The sequence below is a fragment of the Streptomyces humi genome (genome assembly GCF_001005085.2).
Classification (GTDB): domain Bacteria; phylum Actinomycetota; class Actinomycetes; order Streptomycetales; family Streptomycetaceae; genus Streptomyces; species Streptomyces humi.
Map to the genome: position 1 here is coordinate 203,861 of NZ_LBMU02000037.1, position 15,696 is coordinate 219,556.

The window sequence follows — 15,696 nt, forward strand, 5'->3', positions numbered from 1 at the left end:
TGCTCCGGCCGCTGCGACTGCTGTGGCCGCCATGGCCGCTACGGGCGGAAGCGCAGCACCTGCGGGTCGTGGTCGCTGATCTGGTCGTGGAACTCCGAGTTGATGTGCACGCTGTCGTACGCGAAGTCGCCGTCGCCGCGGATCTTCTTGCTGATCAGGATCTGGTCCAGGACCTGCTCGTTGCCCTGGTAGTCGTAGGTGTAGCGCTCCTTCGTGGGCAGCGACTGGATCGCCGACCAGAGCGCGCCGCCCTGCTCCAGGATCTTGGTGGTGCCGGAGAAGTCGAAGTCGTTCATGTCGCCGAGCGCGATGACCTCGGCGTCCTTCTGGACGTCCAGGATGTTCTTGACGAACGCGTTGACCAGCGTCGCCTGAGCGTGGCGCTGGGTCTCCGAGCTGCGCACCACCGGCTGGTACTGCGAGGTCAGACCCTGGTCGCCGCCCTTGGAGTTGAGGTGGTTGGCGATCACGAAGACCGTCCTGCCGTGGAAGACGAACTCGCCGGCCAGCGGCTTGCGGCTGGCCGTCCAGGCGGAGTCCGCCGGGGCGATACGGCCGGGGGAGGCCGTCAGCTGCGCCTCGCCGTGCACCTTGGTGACGCCCACCGCGCTGGTGGAGTCGCCGCCGGCGCGGTCGACGAAGGAGACCCGCTCCGGGTTGAAGAGGAAGACCTGGCGGATGTTGCCGCCGGGCTCGCCGCCGTCCTGGTCGTTGACCGGGTCGATGGAGCGCCAGGCGTACTTCGGGCCGCCGGCCGCGACGATCGCGTCGATCAGCTTGTTCACCGTGACGTCGGCGGCGACCGTGCCGTCGTCCGTCGCGCCGTTGTTGTCCTGGATCTCCTCCAGGGACACGATGTCGGGCGACTGGAGGTTGTGCACGATCGCGGACGCGTGCGCGGCGAAGGTGCCGTCGGAGGGGTCGAGGTTCTCGACGTTGTAGGTCGCCACCGCCAGCTCGCCGTGCGACTGCTTCTTCGTCGTCTCGCGCTCCAGGCCGCCGCTCCTCAGGGTGCCCAGCGAGCTCGCGACGAGGGTGTAGCCGCCGTACTGGTTGTAGTCCAGGGGGCCGGTCGTGGCGCCGGCCAGCGTGTCACCGACGTTCGCCACCGGGAAGTCGGCGGTCGAGCCGAGGGACTGGATCTGTAGCCGGCCGGTGTTCTGGTCGCGGTAGGAGCGGTACAGCGAGCCGCCGCGGACGGTGCGGTTCTCGTGCGGCTTCACCGTGACCCACAGCTCGGCGTACGGGTCGGTGGCGGTGACCACCCGGGCGTCCTCGACCCGGACGTTCATGCCCTCCAGCGACTCGTAGTAGTCCAGGGCGTACTTCTCCGGCCGCAGGGTCAGGCCGTTGATCGAGTTGCCCGCGGCCGCGTCACCCGCCGGGGCGTACGCGCTCGGCACCGACTTCTTGTCGATCACGACCGGTGCCGGCACCGCGTTGCCGGTGGAGACGGTGGTGACCGTCGGCTTGGTGATCTCGGTGAGCGACTGGTTGCCGGTCGAGGCACCGCCCGGGACGTACTCGGAGACCGTGCCGGTCACCGTGACCGAGTCGCCGACGGCGACCTTCGGGGTGGAGCTGGTGAAGACGAAGACGCCCTCGCTGGTGGCCGGGTCGTCGTCCGGCGTCGGGTCCTGGAGCCAGAAGCCCTTGGAGGAGCCGTAGGTGCGCGTGGCCGTGACGATGCCCGGGACGTCCGTCACCTTCTGGCCGGCGTACGGGGATATGCGCGTGGTGCCCTGGACGTCGTGGATGCGCAGGCCGTCGGCCTGGGCGGGCGAGGTGAGGGCGACGGTGGACGCGGCGCTGCACACGGCTGCGACGGTGAGCGCGGCGAGACGCGCGGAAGACCTGCTCGGCAAGGGAATCCCTCCGGGGACATACGGACGTGCCGGGACGAGGGTGAACCATGGAACGTTCATGACACGTGCGTGCAGAACACGCGACGTGGATGTGACGCGCGTAGACACAGAGTGAACACTTGTCCCCCCTTTTCTACGCGCGTCAATCTCCTGTGTGGCGAGGGGAGTTGTCAAGGTTTCAGCCATGTACGGGACCGGACGGGGAGATGAACCGGGCGGCATGGGTGGAAATCCGTCTAGGCTGAGCGGCTGAGCCGTACGGCGTCCAGGTGGTCGTACGGACGTCGCCACGGCGTGGCAGCCGTACGACCGCCCAGGCATCCGAGGAGAACCAGCCGATGTCAGACAGCTCGCCCCTGCCGCCGGTGCGGTTGCGTCCCGAAGCGGAGCTGGCGCGTGCCGCGCTGGCCGCGCCGCTGCTCTCCCGGGCCGCCCGGCTCGCCCGCTGGGCCGGCCCGGACACCCGCGTCGACGCAGGTGGCGAACTGGCCGAGGAACAGCTGCCGGCCGCCGTCGAACTGCTCGGTCTCACCGGGGAGGACGCCGTCGCGTACGCCGCCGAGGCCTGGCGGGTCGCCGTGGACGCGGGGCTCGTCGAGATCGCCGACGAGGAGGCCGGCACCGTGACGGCGGGGGCGGAGCTCGGGCAGCTCACCGGCGGCTCGCCGCACGACGTCCTCGCGGTGTGGCAGGCGGCGCTCGAGACCGTGATCGCCGACGCGAGCGTGCCCGACCTGGACGGAATTGTCGACGCGCTCGACGAGGGCGGCGAGGTCGATTTCACGTCACTCGGGTGGGACCCCGAGGCGGAGGCCGAGTTCCTCGACGGCGTCCTCGGCAACCTCTATCTGCTGACGGTGAGCGAGGGCGGTCCCGGCGCGTCGCCGGTGCCGCTGCCCGCGCTCGCCGCGTCGATGATCGTGCCCAGTGACATGGGCGAGCCCACCAACGACGTCCTCGAACAGGTCTCCGACGCGATGATGCGGCTCGACGACCAGTTCCGGCTGCTGGAGCCGGTCGGGCTGGTGGAGTACCAGCCGGTCGACGAGGCGCTGATGGCCGACGCGGAGGAGGAACCGGCGGCGGGGCCGGTCGACGAGACCGACGTCTCCCGGTACGGCATGGTGCGGCTCACCCCGCTCGGCGCGTACGGGCTGCGGGCGCGGCTGCTGGAGGCGGGCTTCGAGGCCCCGGCGGTCGGCGAACTCGCGGACAAGGGCGCGGACGCGCTGCTCGACGGAACGGCCGCGTTCCCGCAGGGGGCCGCGCAGGCCGAGACCGAGCAGTGGCTGGCCCGCCGGGAGTCCCTCGCCGCCGCGCGGGAGCTGCTGGCCGCCGCGCGGGGCGGGGACGCGGGGGCGCCGCTGCGCCGGCTCCGCTGCCAGCAGGCGCTGTCGCTGCTCGGCGGCGAGGCCGAGCCGGCCCTCCGTGAGGTCCTGGACGACCCCGAACTGGGCGGGCTGGCCCGGGTCTGGCTGGCCGAACGCGGCGCCGCGGGCGTGCCGCAGCCCTCCCAGGACATGATCTTCTGGCTGACCATCGACACGGTGGCCGCCCAGCTCGCGGCCGAGGGCAACTCGGAGGAACTCCAGGCCCTGGTCGAGGGGTTGGCCCGGCAGCACGCCGGGTTCTTCGGCGAGGCGTGGCGGGTGGAGCACCCGGACACGGCGGACGTCCTGGAGGCGATGGGACGCCTGCACCCGGACAAGAAGGTGGCCAAGGAAGCCAGGAAGGCGGCCTTCAAGGCCCGCTCCCAGCACGGGGGATAGGGCCGGGGTCCGGCGGGGTCCGACTGCGTGGCGGGACTGGGCCAGGGCCGGCCGCGCGGAGGGACTGGGCCCGGGGTCCGGCCGGGTCCGGCCGCACGGCGGGACTGGGCCGGGGTCCGGCCGGGCGGCGGGACTTTTGGCTTCCGTGGGCCGGGGCTTACGGATTCGTGGAACAGCCGAAGCCGAAGTCGCCCGGTGTTCAACCGGCGTTCAGGAGCGGCCGGGAGCGTGTGCGCCGTCTTGAGGTCCGCCACCCTCCACGGCACTCCGACCGTCACAGGAGACACCATGTCGCTCACCCGCAGGGACTTCGCCGCGAAATCCGCGCTCACCGGTGCCGGTGTCGCGCTGGCCGGCAGCGTCGGCGCGCTCGCCACCGCCCCGAACGCACTCGCCGCCACCGACACCGCCGAGGGCGAGTCGGCGCACGGGCACGGCGGGGTCGGCTACGGGCCGCTGGTCGCCGACCCCGACGGCATCCTCGCGCTCCCCGCCGGCTTCCGGTACGAGATCATCACGTACAGCGGCCGGACCAGGCTGGAATCCGGCGAGTTCACCCCGTCCAACCACGACGGCACGTCCACCTTCGACGGCCCCCGCGGCGCCACCCTGCTCGTCAACAACCACGAGCTGAAGGGCCCGCGAGCCGACTGGGAACACCCCGTCCCGCTCACCGAGGGCCTGGTGTACGACCCCGCCGCCGCCGGTGGCTGCACGGTCGTCGAGGTCCGCCCCGGCGGCCATGTCGCCGAGTGGGTCGGCATCGCCGGCACCTCCACCAACTGCGCGGGCGGCAACACCCCTTGGGACACCTGGCTCACCTGTGAGGAGACCGAGGACAAGGCCGGCGCGAACGGCATGACCAAGGACCACGGCTACGTCTTCGAGGTGGACCCCGAGGACCGCCGGGCCAACCGCGACCCCAAGCCCGTCAAGGCACTGGGCCGGTACGCCCACGAGGCCGTCGTCGTGGACCCCGGGCGCGGCCACCTCTACCTCACCGAGGACGCCTCCGGTCCCAACGGCCTGCTCTACCGCTGGACCCCGCCGCAGGGCTTCCACCACGGCCGCGGCAGGCTGCGCACCCTCGCCGACGACGCGGGTACCCTCCAGGCCTTCAAGTGCTTCGACTCCGGCGGCCAGTTCGTCGACGACCTCTCCCGAGCCACGCGGATCGGCACGGTCTACGGCGTCGACTGGGTGGACGTCCCCGACCGCGACGCGCGCACCACCTCCGTCCGCAAGCAGTTCACCACCGGCCAGGTCACCCGCGCCCGCAAGCTGGAGGGCATGTGGTGGGGCGACGGCGGTGCCTACATCGTCTCCTCCTACGCCCGTGCGGAGAGCCCCGTCCAGCACGACGGCGCCGTCTGGTTCTACGACCCCAAGCGCCGCACCCTCACCCTGAAGGTGCTCATCGGCGTCAACCCGGACCCGTCCGCGGAAGGCGCCTTCGACGGACCCGACAACATCACCGTCTCCCCGTACGGCGGTCTCGTCATCGCCGAGGACGGCGAGGGCCTCCAGCACCTGTTCGGCGCCACCGACAGCGGCCGCACCTATCCCATCGCCCGCAACGAACTCAACATCGGCACCGAAGAGGAGCCGGAGTACAGCGAGTTCACCGGCGTCACCTTCTCGCCCGACGGCCGGACCCTGTACGCCAACATCCAGACCCCGGGCATCATGCTCGCGATCACGGGGCCCTGGAAGCGCCAGAAGCGCTGCTGATTTTAATTCGCTCGCTCGATTCGCGGCCGCCCTCCTAAGGTTGTGCACGTCCAGGTGCGAAGGCAGGACCTACTTCCACTGATAATGGGGCGGCCGCGGGTTCGAGTCCCGCCACCGGTACGACGCGCCGGTGTAGCTCAGGGGTCAGAGCACCTACGTCGGTCCCGCCGGCCTCGAACTCTGGACACCAAAACTTCATGCACCTCCCGGTGCGCAGGCTGCGGCTCCTTCTTTCTCAGAGAATCCAGCGCCGCCGCCGACCAGACCTCGGGAGGCTCAGTTCATGGTGGGTGTCCGGTGCGAAGGCGACGGATACTTCGGGAGCTGGTGGGAAACCGTGCGGGTTCGAATCCCGTCATCGGCCCAGGGCCGGTGTGGCGGAATGGAAGACGCGCCAGTGGTGAGCGACCGTCGCCGACCCCTTTCTTTCTCGGACACCCCCATTTCTGTGCCTCCTCCCAGACTCCATCGAATTCGGGGGGAATTCATCATGGCGCGATTCAACACCAAGGCCGCCCGGGCACGGCCCACTTCACGGGTCACCTCCACGGGTCGCGTGCTCCGTACCTACCAGGGCGGCCGCGGCCAGGAGCGGGACAGGCGCTCCGAGCTCTTCCTGCTCGCCGTGTCCAACTTCGTCTCGCAGCAGACCTTCTACGAGACCGGCGCCGAGCGCGACGACCGGTTCGCGAAGCTCGTGCGCGAGCTCGCCGTCACCGACGCCGCCTGGACCGCCGGTCTGCTCGGCTGGCTGCGCGGCGAGGGCAACCTGCGCACCGCCTCGCTGGTGGGCGCCGCCGAGTACGTGCACGCCCGGCTGGCCGTGGACGCCACCGACGGCCCGGCCAACCGCCAGGTCGTCGCCTCCGTGCTGCGGCGCCCGGACGAGCCCGGCGAACTGCTCGCCTACTGGACCGCCACCTACGGACGCGCCGTCCCCAAGCCCGTCAAGCGCGGGATCGCCGACGCCGTACGGCGGCTCTACCACGGCAGGTCGCTGCTCAAGTACGACACCGCGGCCAAGGGCTACCGCTTCGGCGACGTCCTCAACCTGGTGCACGCGGCGCCGGACCCGGACCAGCCGGGGCAGGGCGACCTGTTCCGGTACGCCCTGGACCGGCGGCACCACCCGGACACCGCCGTACCGCCCGGGTCGAGCCCGGTGCTCGTCGCGCACCGCGAACTGATGGCCCTGCCCGTCGAGCGGCGGCGGCCGGCCGTCACCGGACCGGGCGGCGCCGAGCGGATCGCGGCGGCGGGCCTGACCTGGGAGGCGCTGGCGGGCTGGCTCCAGGGACCGATGGACCAGGCGGCCTGGGAGGCCGTGATCCCCTCGATGGGGACCATGGCGCTCGTGCGCAACCTGCGGAACTTCGACGAGGCGGGGGTCTCGGACGAGGTCGCCGCCGAGGTGGCGGCCCGGATCAGCGATCCGGCGGAGGTGGCGCGGTCGCGGCAGTTCCCGTTCCGGTACCTCGCGGCGTACCGGCACGCGCCGTCCCTGCGCTGGGCCTACGCGCTGGAGCGGGCGCTCGGCCACTCGCTGGCCGCCGTGCCCGCGCTGCCGGGCCGGACGCTGGTGCTCGTCGACCGCTCGGGCTCGATGTTCTACTCCCGGCTGTCCGACCGTTCGGACCTGACCCGGGCCGACGCGGCGGCGATCTTCGGTACGGCGCTCGCGCTGCGGGCGGCGGACGCGGACCTCGTCGAGTTCGGCACCACGAGCCGGCGGCTGACGTTCGGTGAGGGCGAGTCGGTGCTGCGGGTCCTGGACCGCTTCGGCGACCTGGGCGGCACCGACACCACCTCGGCGATCCGCTCGCACTACCGGGGGCAGGACCGGGTGCTGATCGTCACCGACGAGCAGTACGCGTACCACCGGCACGGCGACCCGACCCAGCAGGTCCCGGCACACGTCCCGGTCTACACCTGGAACCTGGCCGGCCACCGGGCGGGCCACGGTCCCTCCGGAAAGGGCAACCGGCACACCTTCGGCGGCCTCTCCGACGCGGCCTTCCGGATGGTGCCGCTGCTGGAGGCCGCCCGGGACGCCGACTGGCCGTGGGAGACGGCGGCGGCCTGACCGCGGCCCCGGCCCCGGCCCCGGCCCCGGCCCACGAACGTGGCCCGCACCTTCACGGGGGGTGCGGGCCACACCCGTATCCCGCACACCCTTGCCCTGCCCCAGACTGATATCTAACATTTCAGTTATGGAGGCTCTACGACCGCTGCCCCGCACCCTGCTCAGGGACCGCGCCTACACCGCCATCCGGGACGCCATCGTGGCCGGTGACATCGAACCCGGCGCGGTGGTGCGCGACAGCGACCTGGCGGAGCGGCTGGGGCTGTCCCGGGCCCCGGTGCGGGAGGCGTTCTCCCGGCTCGTCGACGAGGGGCTCCTGGAGAGCAAGCCGCAGAGCTACACCCGGGTCACCCCGGTCGTGGCCGCCGAGGTGCGGGACGCGGCCGCCGTGGTCGGCGCCATGCACGAACTGGTCACCCGGGCCGCCGTACCCCGGCTGCGGGACGCCGACCTGGACGAGATGCGCGTGTCCAACGTCCGCTTCGCCGCCGCCGTGCAGGCCGGTGACGTGGACGAGGCGCTGCGTGCCGACGACGAACTGCACGACGTGCTGGTCCGGGTGGCCGGCAACCGGGCCGCCGCCGCCACCGTCGCCCGCTACACCCCGCTCATCCGCCGTCTGGAGCGCCGCCGCTTCGGTGAGGGCGGCTCCTGCCGCTCGGCCGGACTCCACGAGCGTCTGATCGAAGCCTGCGCGGCGGGTGACGCGGACGCGGCCGCGCGGGTCACCGCGGACATCTGGCACACCCTCGGGGACGTGGCAGACGACGACACCACCGACTGACCGCTCCTCCAGGAGGCACCCCATGTCCCTTTCCTCGTACGACCGTTACCCGCTGCTCTTCGGCCCCTCGCCCGTCCACCCGCTGGAGCGCCTCACCGCCCACCTCGGCGGTGCCGCGCTGTGGGCCAAGCGGGAGGACTGCAACTCCGGGATCGCCTACGGCGGGAACAAGACGCGCAAACTGGAGTACCTGGTCGCGGACGCGCTCGCCAAGGGCTGCGACACCCTCGTCTCCATCGGCGGGGTGCAGTCCAACCACACCCGCCAGGTGGCGGCTGTCGCCGCCCGCGCGGGTCTCAAGTGCGTGCTGGTGCAGGAGAGCTGGGTGGAGTGGCCGGACGCGGTCTACGACAAGGTCGGCAACATCCTGATCAGCAGGCTGGCCGGAGCCGACGTACGTCTCGTCCGGGCCGGGTTCGGGATCGGCTTCAAGGAGAGCTGGGAGCTGGCGCTGCGCGAGGTGGAGGAGTCCGGCGGCAAGCCGTACGCCATCCCGGCCGGTGCCTCCGACCACCCGCTCGGCGGGCTCGGCTTCGCGGGCTGGGCCTACGAGGTGGCCGAGCAGGAGCGGCAGCTGGGCGTCTTCTTCGACACGGTGATCGTGTGCTCGGTGACCGGCTCGACGCAGGCCGGCATGGTCGCCGGGTTCGCGGCGCTGGAGGAGGCGGGCGGGCGCCCGCGCCGGGTCGTCGGCATCGACGCCTCGGCCAAGCCCGTCGAGACCCGGGAGCAGGTCGCCCGTATCGCCGACCGCACCGGCCGGCTCCTGGGCCTCGGGCGCGAACTGACCGTCGACGACGTCGAACTGGACGAGCGCTACCACGCGGGCGTCTACGGTGTCCCGGACGACACCACCCTGGCCGCGATGCGCCTCGCCGCCCGCACGGAGGGCATGGTCACGGACCCGGTGTACGAGGGGAAGTCGATGGCGGGCATGATCGACCTGGTCGAACGGGGCGAGATCGCCGCCGGCTCCACGGTCCTCTACGCCCACCTCGGCGGCCAGCCGGCCCTGAACGCGTACAGCGCCCTCTTCTAGCCGCCCGCGTCCGGGGCACGCCCGGGCGGCGCGGTGCGGCCCGACGTCCGCACGCCGGCGCCGTCCGGCGTGGAGCGGCGGCCGCCGTGTGCACGGCTGGTACACGGCTTTCGACACCGGCCGTCGCGGACACTCCCGCCCCGCGGTCCGGCCGGATCCCCGGCGTCCGGCCGGACCGCGGGGCGGGTGTCCGGCCGGACGGGTGGGGGACGCTACTTGGCGAGGAACGACAGCAGTGCGGCGTTCACTTCCTCGGCGTGCGTCCACAGCAGGCCGTGCGGGGCACCCTCGACCTCCACGTACTCGGCCGACGGCAGCAGCGCGTGGAACGGACGCCCGGTCGCGTCGATGGGCAGGATGCGGTCCCCGGTGCCGTGCAGGATCAGCGTGGGGACGTCGACCTTCGCCACGTCCGCGCGGAAGTCGGTGATCCAGGTCGGTACGCAGGCCGCGGAGGCGTGGGCGGAGGCACCGGCCGCCACGTTCCAGCTGTTGCGGACGGCCTCCTCGCTGATCCGGCTGCCCAGCGTCTCGTCGAGGTTGTAGAAGTCCTGGTAGAACGCGGTGAAGTAGGCGTACCGGTCCTTGGTGACCGCGTCCAGGATGCCGTCGAAGACCGCCTGGTCGACACCGGCCGGGTTGTCGTCGGTCTTCAGCAGGAAGGGCTCCAGGGAGGCCAGGAAGACCGCCTTGGCGACCCGGCCGGAGCCGTACGCGCCCAGGTAGCGGCCCACTTCGCCGGTACCCATCGAGAAGCCGACCAGGACCGCGTCCGTCAGGTCGAGCGCGGTGAGCACCTTGTCGAGGTCGGCGGCGAAGGTGTCGTAGTCGTAGCCCGTGGTCGGCTGCGAGGACCGGCCGAAGCCGCGGCGGTCGTAGGTGATGACGCGGTGTCCGGCCGCCAGCAGGGCCGGCAGCTGCTTCTCCCAGGAGTGCCCGTCGAGCGGGTACCCGTGGATCAGCACGACGGGCTGTCCGGTGCCGTGGTCCTCGTAGTAGAGCTCGATCGGAGCGCTGTTCTCTTCGCCAACGGTGATGTACGGCATGACGGTTCGTCCTCCTGGGTTCGGAGAGTCCAGCTCACCACCGCCGCCGGACCGCCGCCAGGCAGAAGTGCAGGCAGAAGTGCAGGCAGAAGTGCAGGCGGAAGCAGCGAGCGCTTGTTCGCGCTTGGTCTAATTGTCGTGATGACCAGACGTTCCTCTTCTCCTGAACCTCCCCCTGACACGACCCACGGCCTTCCCCCTGACACGACCCTCGGCGGCACCGCGTTCGGTGTGCTGCTGCGTTCCCTGCGCCGTACGGCCCGGCTGACCCTGGAGCAGCTGTCGCACGCGTCCGGCGTCAGCGTCCGCGCCCTGGGCGACATGGAACGCGGACGCAGCCGCGGACCGCAGCGCCGCACCGTCGACGCGCTCGCCGCCGCCCTGGGACTGGACGGCGAACAGCGGCAGCGACTACAGCGGCTGGCCGACGCCGGCCGGGAACGCGGTGCGCCGGCCGCGCCGCCGTACCTCCTGCGCACCATCCCGGACTTCACCGGACGCGGGCGGGAACTGGCCGATCTGGAAGCGCTCGCCAGGGGTGCCGGCACCCGCGCGGTGGTCCTCTTCGGACCGGGCGGGCAGGGCAAGACGACGCTCGCCGCGCAGGCCGCGCGGCAACTGGCGCGGGAGCACTTCCCGGACGGCTGCGTCGGCGTGCAACTGCACGGCATGAGCGACACACCCGTGCCCGCGGCCGAGGCACTGGTCCTGCTGCTGACGGCACTCGGGCACCCGCCCGACCGGATCCCGGTGGACCCGGTGGCACGCGAGGCCGTCTACCGGGCCACGCTCAGCACCCGGCGGGTACTGGTCGTCCTCGACGACGCGGCCGACGAGACACAGGCCAGGCCGCTGCTGCCGGACGCGGAGGGCAGCTTCGTACTCGTCACCAGCCGACGGCCGCTGACGGGGCTGGAGGGCGTCCGGCGGATCAGGCTCGGCGCCCTCAGCGGCAGGGAGTCGGTGACGCTGCTGGAACGCATCCTCGGTACACCGCGTGCCGAAGACCAGGCGGAGGGGATCGGCCGGCTGGCGGAACTGTGCGGGCATCTCCCGCTGGCCCTGCGGATCGCCGGCAACCGCCTCTCCAGTCGCCCCGCCTGGACCCCCGCCCGGCTGGCGGACCAACTCGCCGACGAGGAGGAGCGGCTGGGCACCCTGGTCGCGGGCGACCTGGCGGTACGCGGCGCGCTCGCCCTCTCCTACCGCCAGCTCACCGCTCCCCGCAGGCTGCTGTTCCGCCGGCTCGGCCTGCTCCCCGGCCATGAGACCGGACCCCACCTCGCGGCCGTACTCACCGGCGACGACGACCCGGTCGCGGTCCGGGACGCCCTCGATCTGCTGGTCGAGCGGGGGCTGCTGGAGGAGCCCACGCCGGGCCGCTACGCGTTCCACGATCTCGTACGGCTCTTCGCGCGCGAGCAGCTCCGCGCCGAGGAGCCCTCGCCGCCCGTCGAGGCCGCCGCCCTGCGCATGGCGGACTGGCTGCTCAGGTCGGCCTCGGCGGCCGGCCGCTGGTTCGAGGCACCCGGCGCGCCCGAGCCGTGGCCGGGAGCCACCCCGGCCTTCGCCCCCGCGTCCGCCGAGGAGGCGGAGCACTGGCTCAGCACCGAACGCGCCCACTGGGCGGGCGCGTTGCGGCTCATGTTCGAGGCCGGGCGGCACGAGGAGATCGTCCACACGGCGCGCACGCTGTACTGGTTCTCCGACCGCTGGGACACCTGGCCCGAGTGGCGCACCCTGTTCACCTACGGACTCCGCTCCGCCGCCGCGCTCGGCGACCGGGCGGCCCAGGCCCACCAGCTCAACTGCCTCGCCTGGACGTACTCGGTGGGCGGCGCCCAGTACCAACAGGCCGAAGAGCACGCCCGTCAGGCACTGGAGCTGGCGACGGAGGCCGGGGACACCGGCCAACAGGGCTGGGCCTGGACCTACATCGCCGGGGCCTGTACGAGACTGGACCGGCCGGCGGAGGCGGCCCGGGCCGCGGAGGAGGCCGTACGGCTCTTCGAGGCGACCGGTGACCGGGCCGGGCAGGCGGTCTCCCGCCGGGTCCTGGGCAGCGCCCTGCGCGAATCGGGGCACCCGGAGGAGGCGTTGGCCGTGCACCGGGGCCTGCTCGGGACGGACGCGGGCGACGCACCCGGCTTCCAGGAGTTCGCGCAGGCGATCCTGCGCCACCAGATAGCCCGTGACCTGCTGGCCCTTCGGCGTTGGTCCGACGCGGTCGAGGCCTACCGGGCCGTCATCACCCCGGCCACCCACGGCGGCACCGACCGCTTCAAGGCCCAGGCGCTCACCGGCCTCGCCACCGCCCTGGAGCACTGCGGGAAGACCGCCGAGGCACGGACCCGACTCGCCGAGGCGCACCAGCTGTTCACGGCGGCCGGTGACACGGCCGCCGCGGAACGCACGGCGGCCTCGCTCGGGCGCCTCGCGGCACGTACGCCCGACGATCACGAGGCCGTCCGGAGCGGCACCGGCCGGCCTGCCGGGTAGGGCGCGCGGACCACCGCACAGGAACGGCACCGGGTCCCCGAAGCCGAAGCACCGGCCGCACCACCCTCCCGGTCGGCCCCCTCGGAGCGCCCGGCCATGAGCCCGCCCGCCCATGCGCCGCCTGCCTGTCCGTGCGCCCGTCCGTCCGCGCGGCCGCTTCCGCCTCCGGCACCGGCGAAGAGGCCCCGGCCGCGCGGCACCCGGGGCTACGCCCTCGGCACCCGGGGCTTCACCCTCGGCACCCGGGGCTACGCCCTCGGCACCCGGGGCTTCACCCTCGGCACGCCGGGCTCGCCCCGACCGAGCCGGTGGGCGCACCGTCCTGGCGTCCGTACCGTCGTGGCCGGATACAGTGCACAGCGTGTGGGCGGACAGCGAACAGCACGAGCTTCGCGACGGGCAGGCCGACAGGCCCCGGCGTCGCGCGACGATCCACGACGTCGCCCGCCTCGCCGGCGTCTCCCGGCAGACCGTCTCCCGCGCCGTCAACGACAAGGGTGAGATCGACCCGGTCACCAAGGAGCGTGTCCTGGAGGCGGTCCGGCTCCTCGACTACCGGCCCAGCAGGTTCGCCCGGGGCATGGTCCGCAAGGGCACGGTGACCACCGGCCTGGTGATCCCGGACCTGATGAACCCGTTCTTCCCCGAGGTGGCGGCCGGGGTGCTGGAGGCGGCCGAGCAGCGCGGCTGGCAGGTCGTGGTGTGGGACTCGCGCACCGACGCGGACCGGGAGCGCGAGGCCCTCGACGTCTTCTCCCACCAGGCCGACGCGGTGATCGGCTACTTCAAGAACGACGACGCGGAACTGGGCCGCCTGCTCGGCGGCGTACCGCTCGTCCTGCTCGAACGCGGCCCGCAGCAGACCCGGTTCGGCGCCGTCGGCATCGATGTCGCGGCCGGCATGGAGCAGGGAATCGCCCATCTGGTCGCGGCCGGGCACCGCCGGATCGGCCTGCTGGACGGCGACGGCCTCTCCGGCCCGGGGCCCCGCCGGACCGCCTTCCTCGACGAGGTCCGGCGGCACGGACTGCCGGTCGACCAGGGATGGATCGTGCTCTGCTCCGAGCACAGCGTGGCGGGCGGCGCGGCCGGCATGTCCCGGCTGCTGGAAGCGCACCCCGAGGTGACCGCCGTCGTCGGCTTCAACGACCTCATCGCCATCGGCGCCACCCGGACCGCCCGGCGGCACGGGCTGCGGGTACCGGAGGACCTGGCCGTACTGGGCTTCGACGGGCTCTCACTGGGGGAACTGGTGGAGCCGGCGCTCACCACCCTGCACATCGACAAGCGCCGCCTCGGCATGCTGGCCGTCGAGCAGGTCGCCCGGCTCCGGGCCGGTGAGGCGCCCCTGACCGGCGCGGACGCCTGGGTGATCCCCCAACTGGTGGTGCGGGCCTCGGCCTGATTCGCCGCACCGTCCTGACATCACGTCAACAGATGGCGCTTGCACATCTCTTGACTGTCCTTTTCGGCCACCTCAATACTCGTCGGCAACGTTCACGTGAACGTTCACGGGGACTCGGACAGAGCTGGACATCGTTGTCTCCCCTTGTTCCGGAAAGCGAGTGCACGCGCATGGCACCACACCGAACGATCTCCCGCAGACGGCTGCTGGGGGCCTCCCTGGGCGGCGCGGGGTCCGCCCTGCTCGGCCTGTCCGGATGCGGGACGGGCAGCGGCTCGATCTCCGCGGGCACCGACCACCTCACCATCTGGTACTGGAACGGGTCCCTGAGCGACAAGCTGCTCGCCACCTCCGCCCGCGGGGTCCCCGGCGTCCCCGGACTGAAGGTGAAGGGCGCGCCGATCGCCGGCGACTACCGGGGCAGACTGCGCACGGTCATGGCGGCCCGCGCCTACGTCCCGGACCTGGCCTGCCTCAACTCCCCGATCGGGGACTACTTCCCGGACGAGAACGAGTTCCTGGACCTGAGGGACCTCGGTGCGGACGCGGTCGAGAACGAGTACCTGGCCTGGAAGTGGAAGAGCTGCGTCAGTCCGTCGGGCCGGATGATCGGCTTCCCGCTCGACGCCGGCCCCACCGCGCTCTACTACCGCCGTGACCTCTTCGAGGCGGCCGGTCTGCCCACCGAGCCGGCCGACGTCGCCGAGGCCACCTCGACCTGGGAGAAGTACCTCGACGTCGGAAAGACCCTGAAGGCGAAGGCGCCCGGCCACCCCTACCTGATCTCGCAGATCGCCTACGTCTTCCGGATGGCGCTGTACCAGAGCCCCAAGCAGTTCGTCGACGCCGACAACCACTTCATCGGCGACCAGGAACACGTCAAGCGAGCCTGGGACCTGGCCGTGGAGACCTACCGGCAGGGGCTGAGCGCCCGCGTCCTGGACGGCACGCCCGACTTCAACTCCGCGCTCGGGGGCGGCCGTATCGCTTCGATGAACACCGCCGTCTGGTACATCAACGGCCTCAAGGACACCGCCCCGAAGACCGCGGGGAAGTGGCGGCTGACCTCGATGCCCGGCGGCCCGGGCAACTACGGCGGCTCGTACGTCGGCATCACCCGCTACTGCCGTGACCCGGAAGGGGCGTTCGCCTTCCTGAAGTGGCTGCTCGGCCCCGCGAACCAGCTGAAGAGCTACCAGGAGATGGCGCTCTTCCCCACCACTCCGGCCGCCTACGACCAGCCGGCGATGCGCAGGCCCGATCCCTTCTTCGGCGGTCAGATCCCCGTCGACGTCTTCGGACCGGCCGCCGAGAAGGCCCCGGTCATCTTCTTCAGCGCCTACGAGAACACCGCGAACACCCCGGTCTACCAGGAGCTCACGAACGTGGAGACGCTCGGCAAGAACCCCGACAAGGCGTGGCGGGACGCCATGGACGCGTCCAGGACCGCGCTCGCCCAGCGGGGGGTGAGCTGA

Annotated in this window: 10 protein-coding genes; 8 read left to right on the forward strand and 2 right to left on the reverse strand. The window is 72.3% G+C overall.

What is annotated here, in order from left to right; translation table 11 throughout:
• Positions 1-38 precede the first annotated feature (38 nt).
• On the reverse strand, positions 39-1,865 hold the full coding sequence (locus AAW13_RS16915; RefSeq protein WP_046733022.1) for an endonuclease/exonuclease/phosphatase family protein: 1,827 nt from the start codon (positions 1,863-1,865) through the stop codon (positions 39-41).
• A gap of 338 nt (positions 1,866-2,203) precedes the next feature.
• On the opposite strand from AAW13_RS16915, the gene AAW13_RS16920 reads away from it, so the two are divergent.
• From AAW13_RS16920 to AAW13_RS16940, 5 genes are all read left to right on the forward strand, one after another.
• The gene (locus AAW13_RS16920; protein ID WP_046733023.1) at positions 2,204-3,634 is read left to right on the forward strand and encodes a hypothetical protein; all 1,431 of its coding nucleotides are present in this window, start codon (positions 2,204-2,206) and stop codon (positions 3,632-3,634) included.
• Between the two features lie 288 nt (positions 3,635-3,922).
• Positions 3,923-5,365: an alkaline phosphatase PhoX gene (locus AAW13_RS16925; RefSeq protein ID WP_046733024.1), complete on the forward strand. Its 1,443-nt coding sequence runs from the start codon at positions 3,923-3,925 to the stop codon at positions 5,363-5,365.
• A 490-nt stretch (positions 5,366-5,855) separates the two neighbouring features.
• Positions 5,856-7,448, forward strand: coding sequence for a TROVE domain-containing protein (locus AAW13_RS16930; protein ID WP_046733025.1), 1,593 nt, complete (start codon positions 5,856-5,858; stop codon positions 7,446-7,448).
• 127 nt (positions 7,449-7,575) lie between these two features.
• Positions 7,576-8,232 carry a GntR family transcriptional regulator gene (locus AAW13_RS16935; RefSeq protein WP_046733026.1) on the forward strand — a complete coding sequence of 219 codons (657 nt, stop codon included), beginning with the start codon at positions 7,576-7,578 and terminating at the stop codon, positions 8,230-8,232.
• A gap of 22 nt (positions 8,233-8,254) precedes the next feature.
• On the forward strand, positions 8,255-9,271 hold the full coding sequence (locus AAW13_RS16940) for a 1-aminocyclopropane-1-carboxylate deaminase (RefSeq protein ID WP_046733027.1): 1,017 nt from the start codon (positions 8,255-8,257) through the stop codon (positions 9,269-9,271).
• Positions 9,272-9,483: 212 nt separating this feature from the next.
• Here the strand turns inward: AAW13_RS16940 and AAW13_RS16945 are convergent, their stop codons facing one another.
• Positions 9,484-10,317, reverse strand: coding sequence for an alpha/beta fold hydrolase (locus AAW13_RS16945; RefSeq protein ID WP_046733028.1), 834 nt, complete (start codon positions 10,315-10,317; stop codon positions 9,484-9,486).
• Between the two features lie 141 nt (positions 10,318-10,458).
• On the opposite strand from AAW13_RS16945, the gene AAW13_RS16950 reads away from it, so the two are divergent.
• The 3 genes from AAW13_RS16950 (at position 10,459) to AAW13_RS16960 (ending at position 15,696) form a co-directional block, all read left to right on the forward strand.
• The gene (locus tag AAW13_RS16950) at positions 10,459-12,816 is read left to right on the forward strand and encodes an XRE family transcriptional regulator (protein WP_079178838.1); all 2,358 of its coding nucleotides are present in this window, start codon (positions 10,459-10,461) and stop codon (positions 12,814-12,816) included.
• Between the two features lie 352 nt (positions 12,817-13,168).
• Entirely contained in the window at positions 13,169-14,221 is a 1,053-nt protein-coding gene (locus tag AAW13_RS16955; protein ID WP_107483341.1) for a LacI family DNA-binding transcriptional regulator, read from the forward strand.
• 170 nt (positions 14,222-14,391) lie between these two features.
• Positions 14,392-15,696 (forward strand): ABC transporter substrate-binding protein, encoded by a 1,305-nt coding sequence (locus AAW13_RS16960; protein ID WP_046733029.1) that lies wholly within the window; start codon positions 14,392-14,394, stop codon positions 15,694-15,696.

What these genes read in the sequence shown, in the direction of transcription:
- AAW13_RS16920 (WP_046733023.1), top strand. Translation starts at nt 2,204, where the DNA reads ATGTCAGACAGCTCGCCCCTGCCGCCGGTGCGGTTGCGTCCCGAAGCG.
- AAW13_RS16925 (WP_046733024.1), top strand. Translation starts at nt 3,923, where the DNA reads ATGTCGCTCACCCGCAGGGACTTCGCCGCGAAATCCGCGCTCACCGGT.
- AAW13_RS16930 (WP_046733025.1), top strand. Translation starts at nt 5,856, where the DNA reads ATGGCGCGATTCAACACCAAGGCCGCCCGGGCACGGCCCACTTCACGG.
- AAW13_RS16935 (WP_046733026.1), top strand. Translation starts at nt 7,576, where the DNA reads ATGGAGGCTCTACGACCGCTGCCCCGCACCCTGCTCAGGGACCGCGCC.
- AAW13_RS16940 (WP_046733027.1), top strand. Translation starts at nt 8,255, where the DNA reads ATGTCCCTTTCCTCGTACGACCGTTACCCGCTGCTCTTCGGCCCCTCG.
- AAW13_RS16945 (WP_046733028.1), bottom strand. Translation starts at nt 10,317, where the DNA reads ATGCCGTACATCACCGTTGGCGAAGAGAACAGCGCTCCGATCGAGCTC.
- AAW13_RS16950 (WP_079178838.1), top strand. Translation starts at nt 10,459, where the DNA reads ATGACCAGACGTTCCTCTTCTCCTGAACCTCCCCCTGACACGACCCAC.
- AAW13_RS16960 (WP_046733029.1), top strand. Translation starts at nt 14,392, where the DNA reads ATGGCACCACACCGAACGATCTCCCGCAGACGGCTGCTGGGGGCCTCC.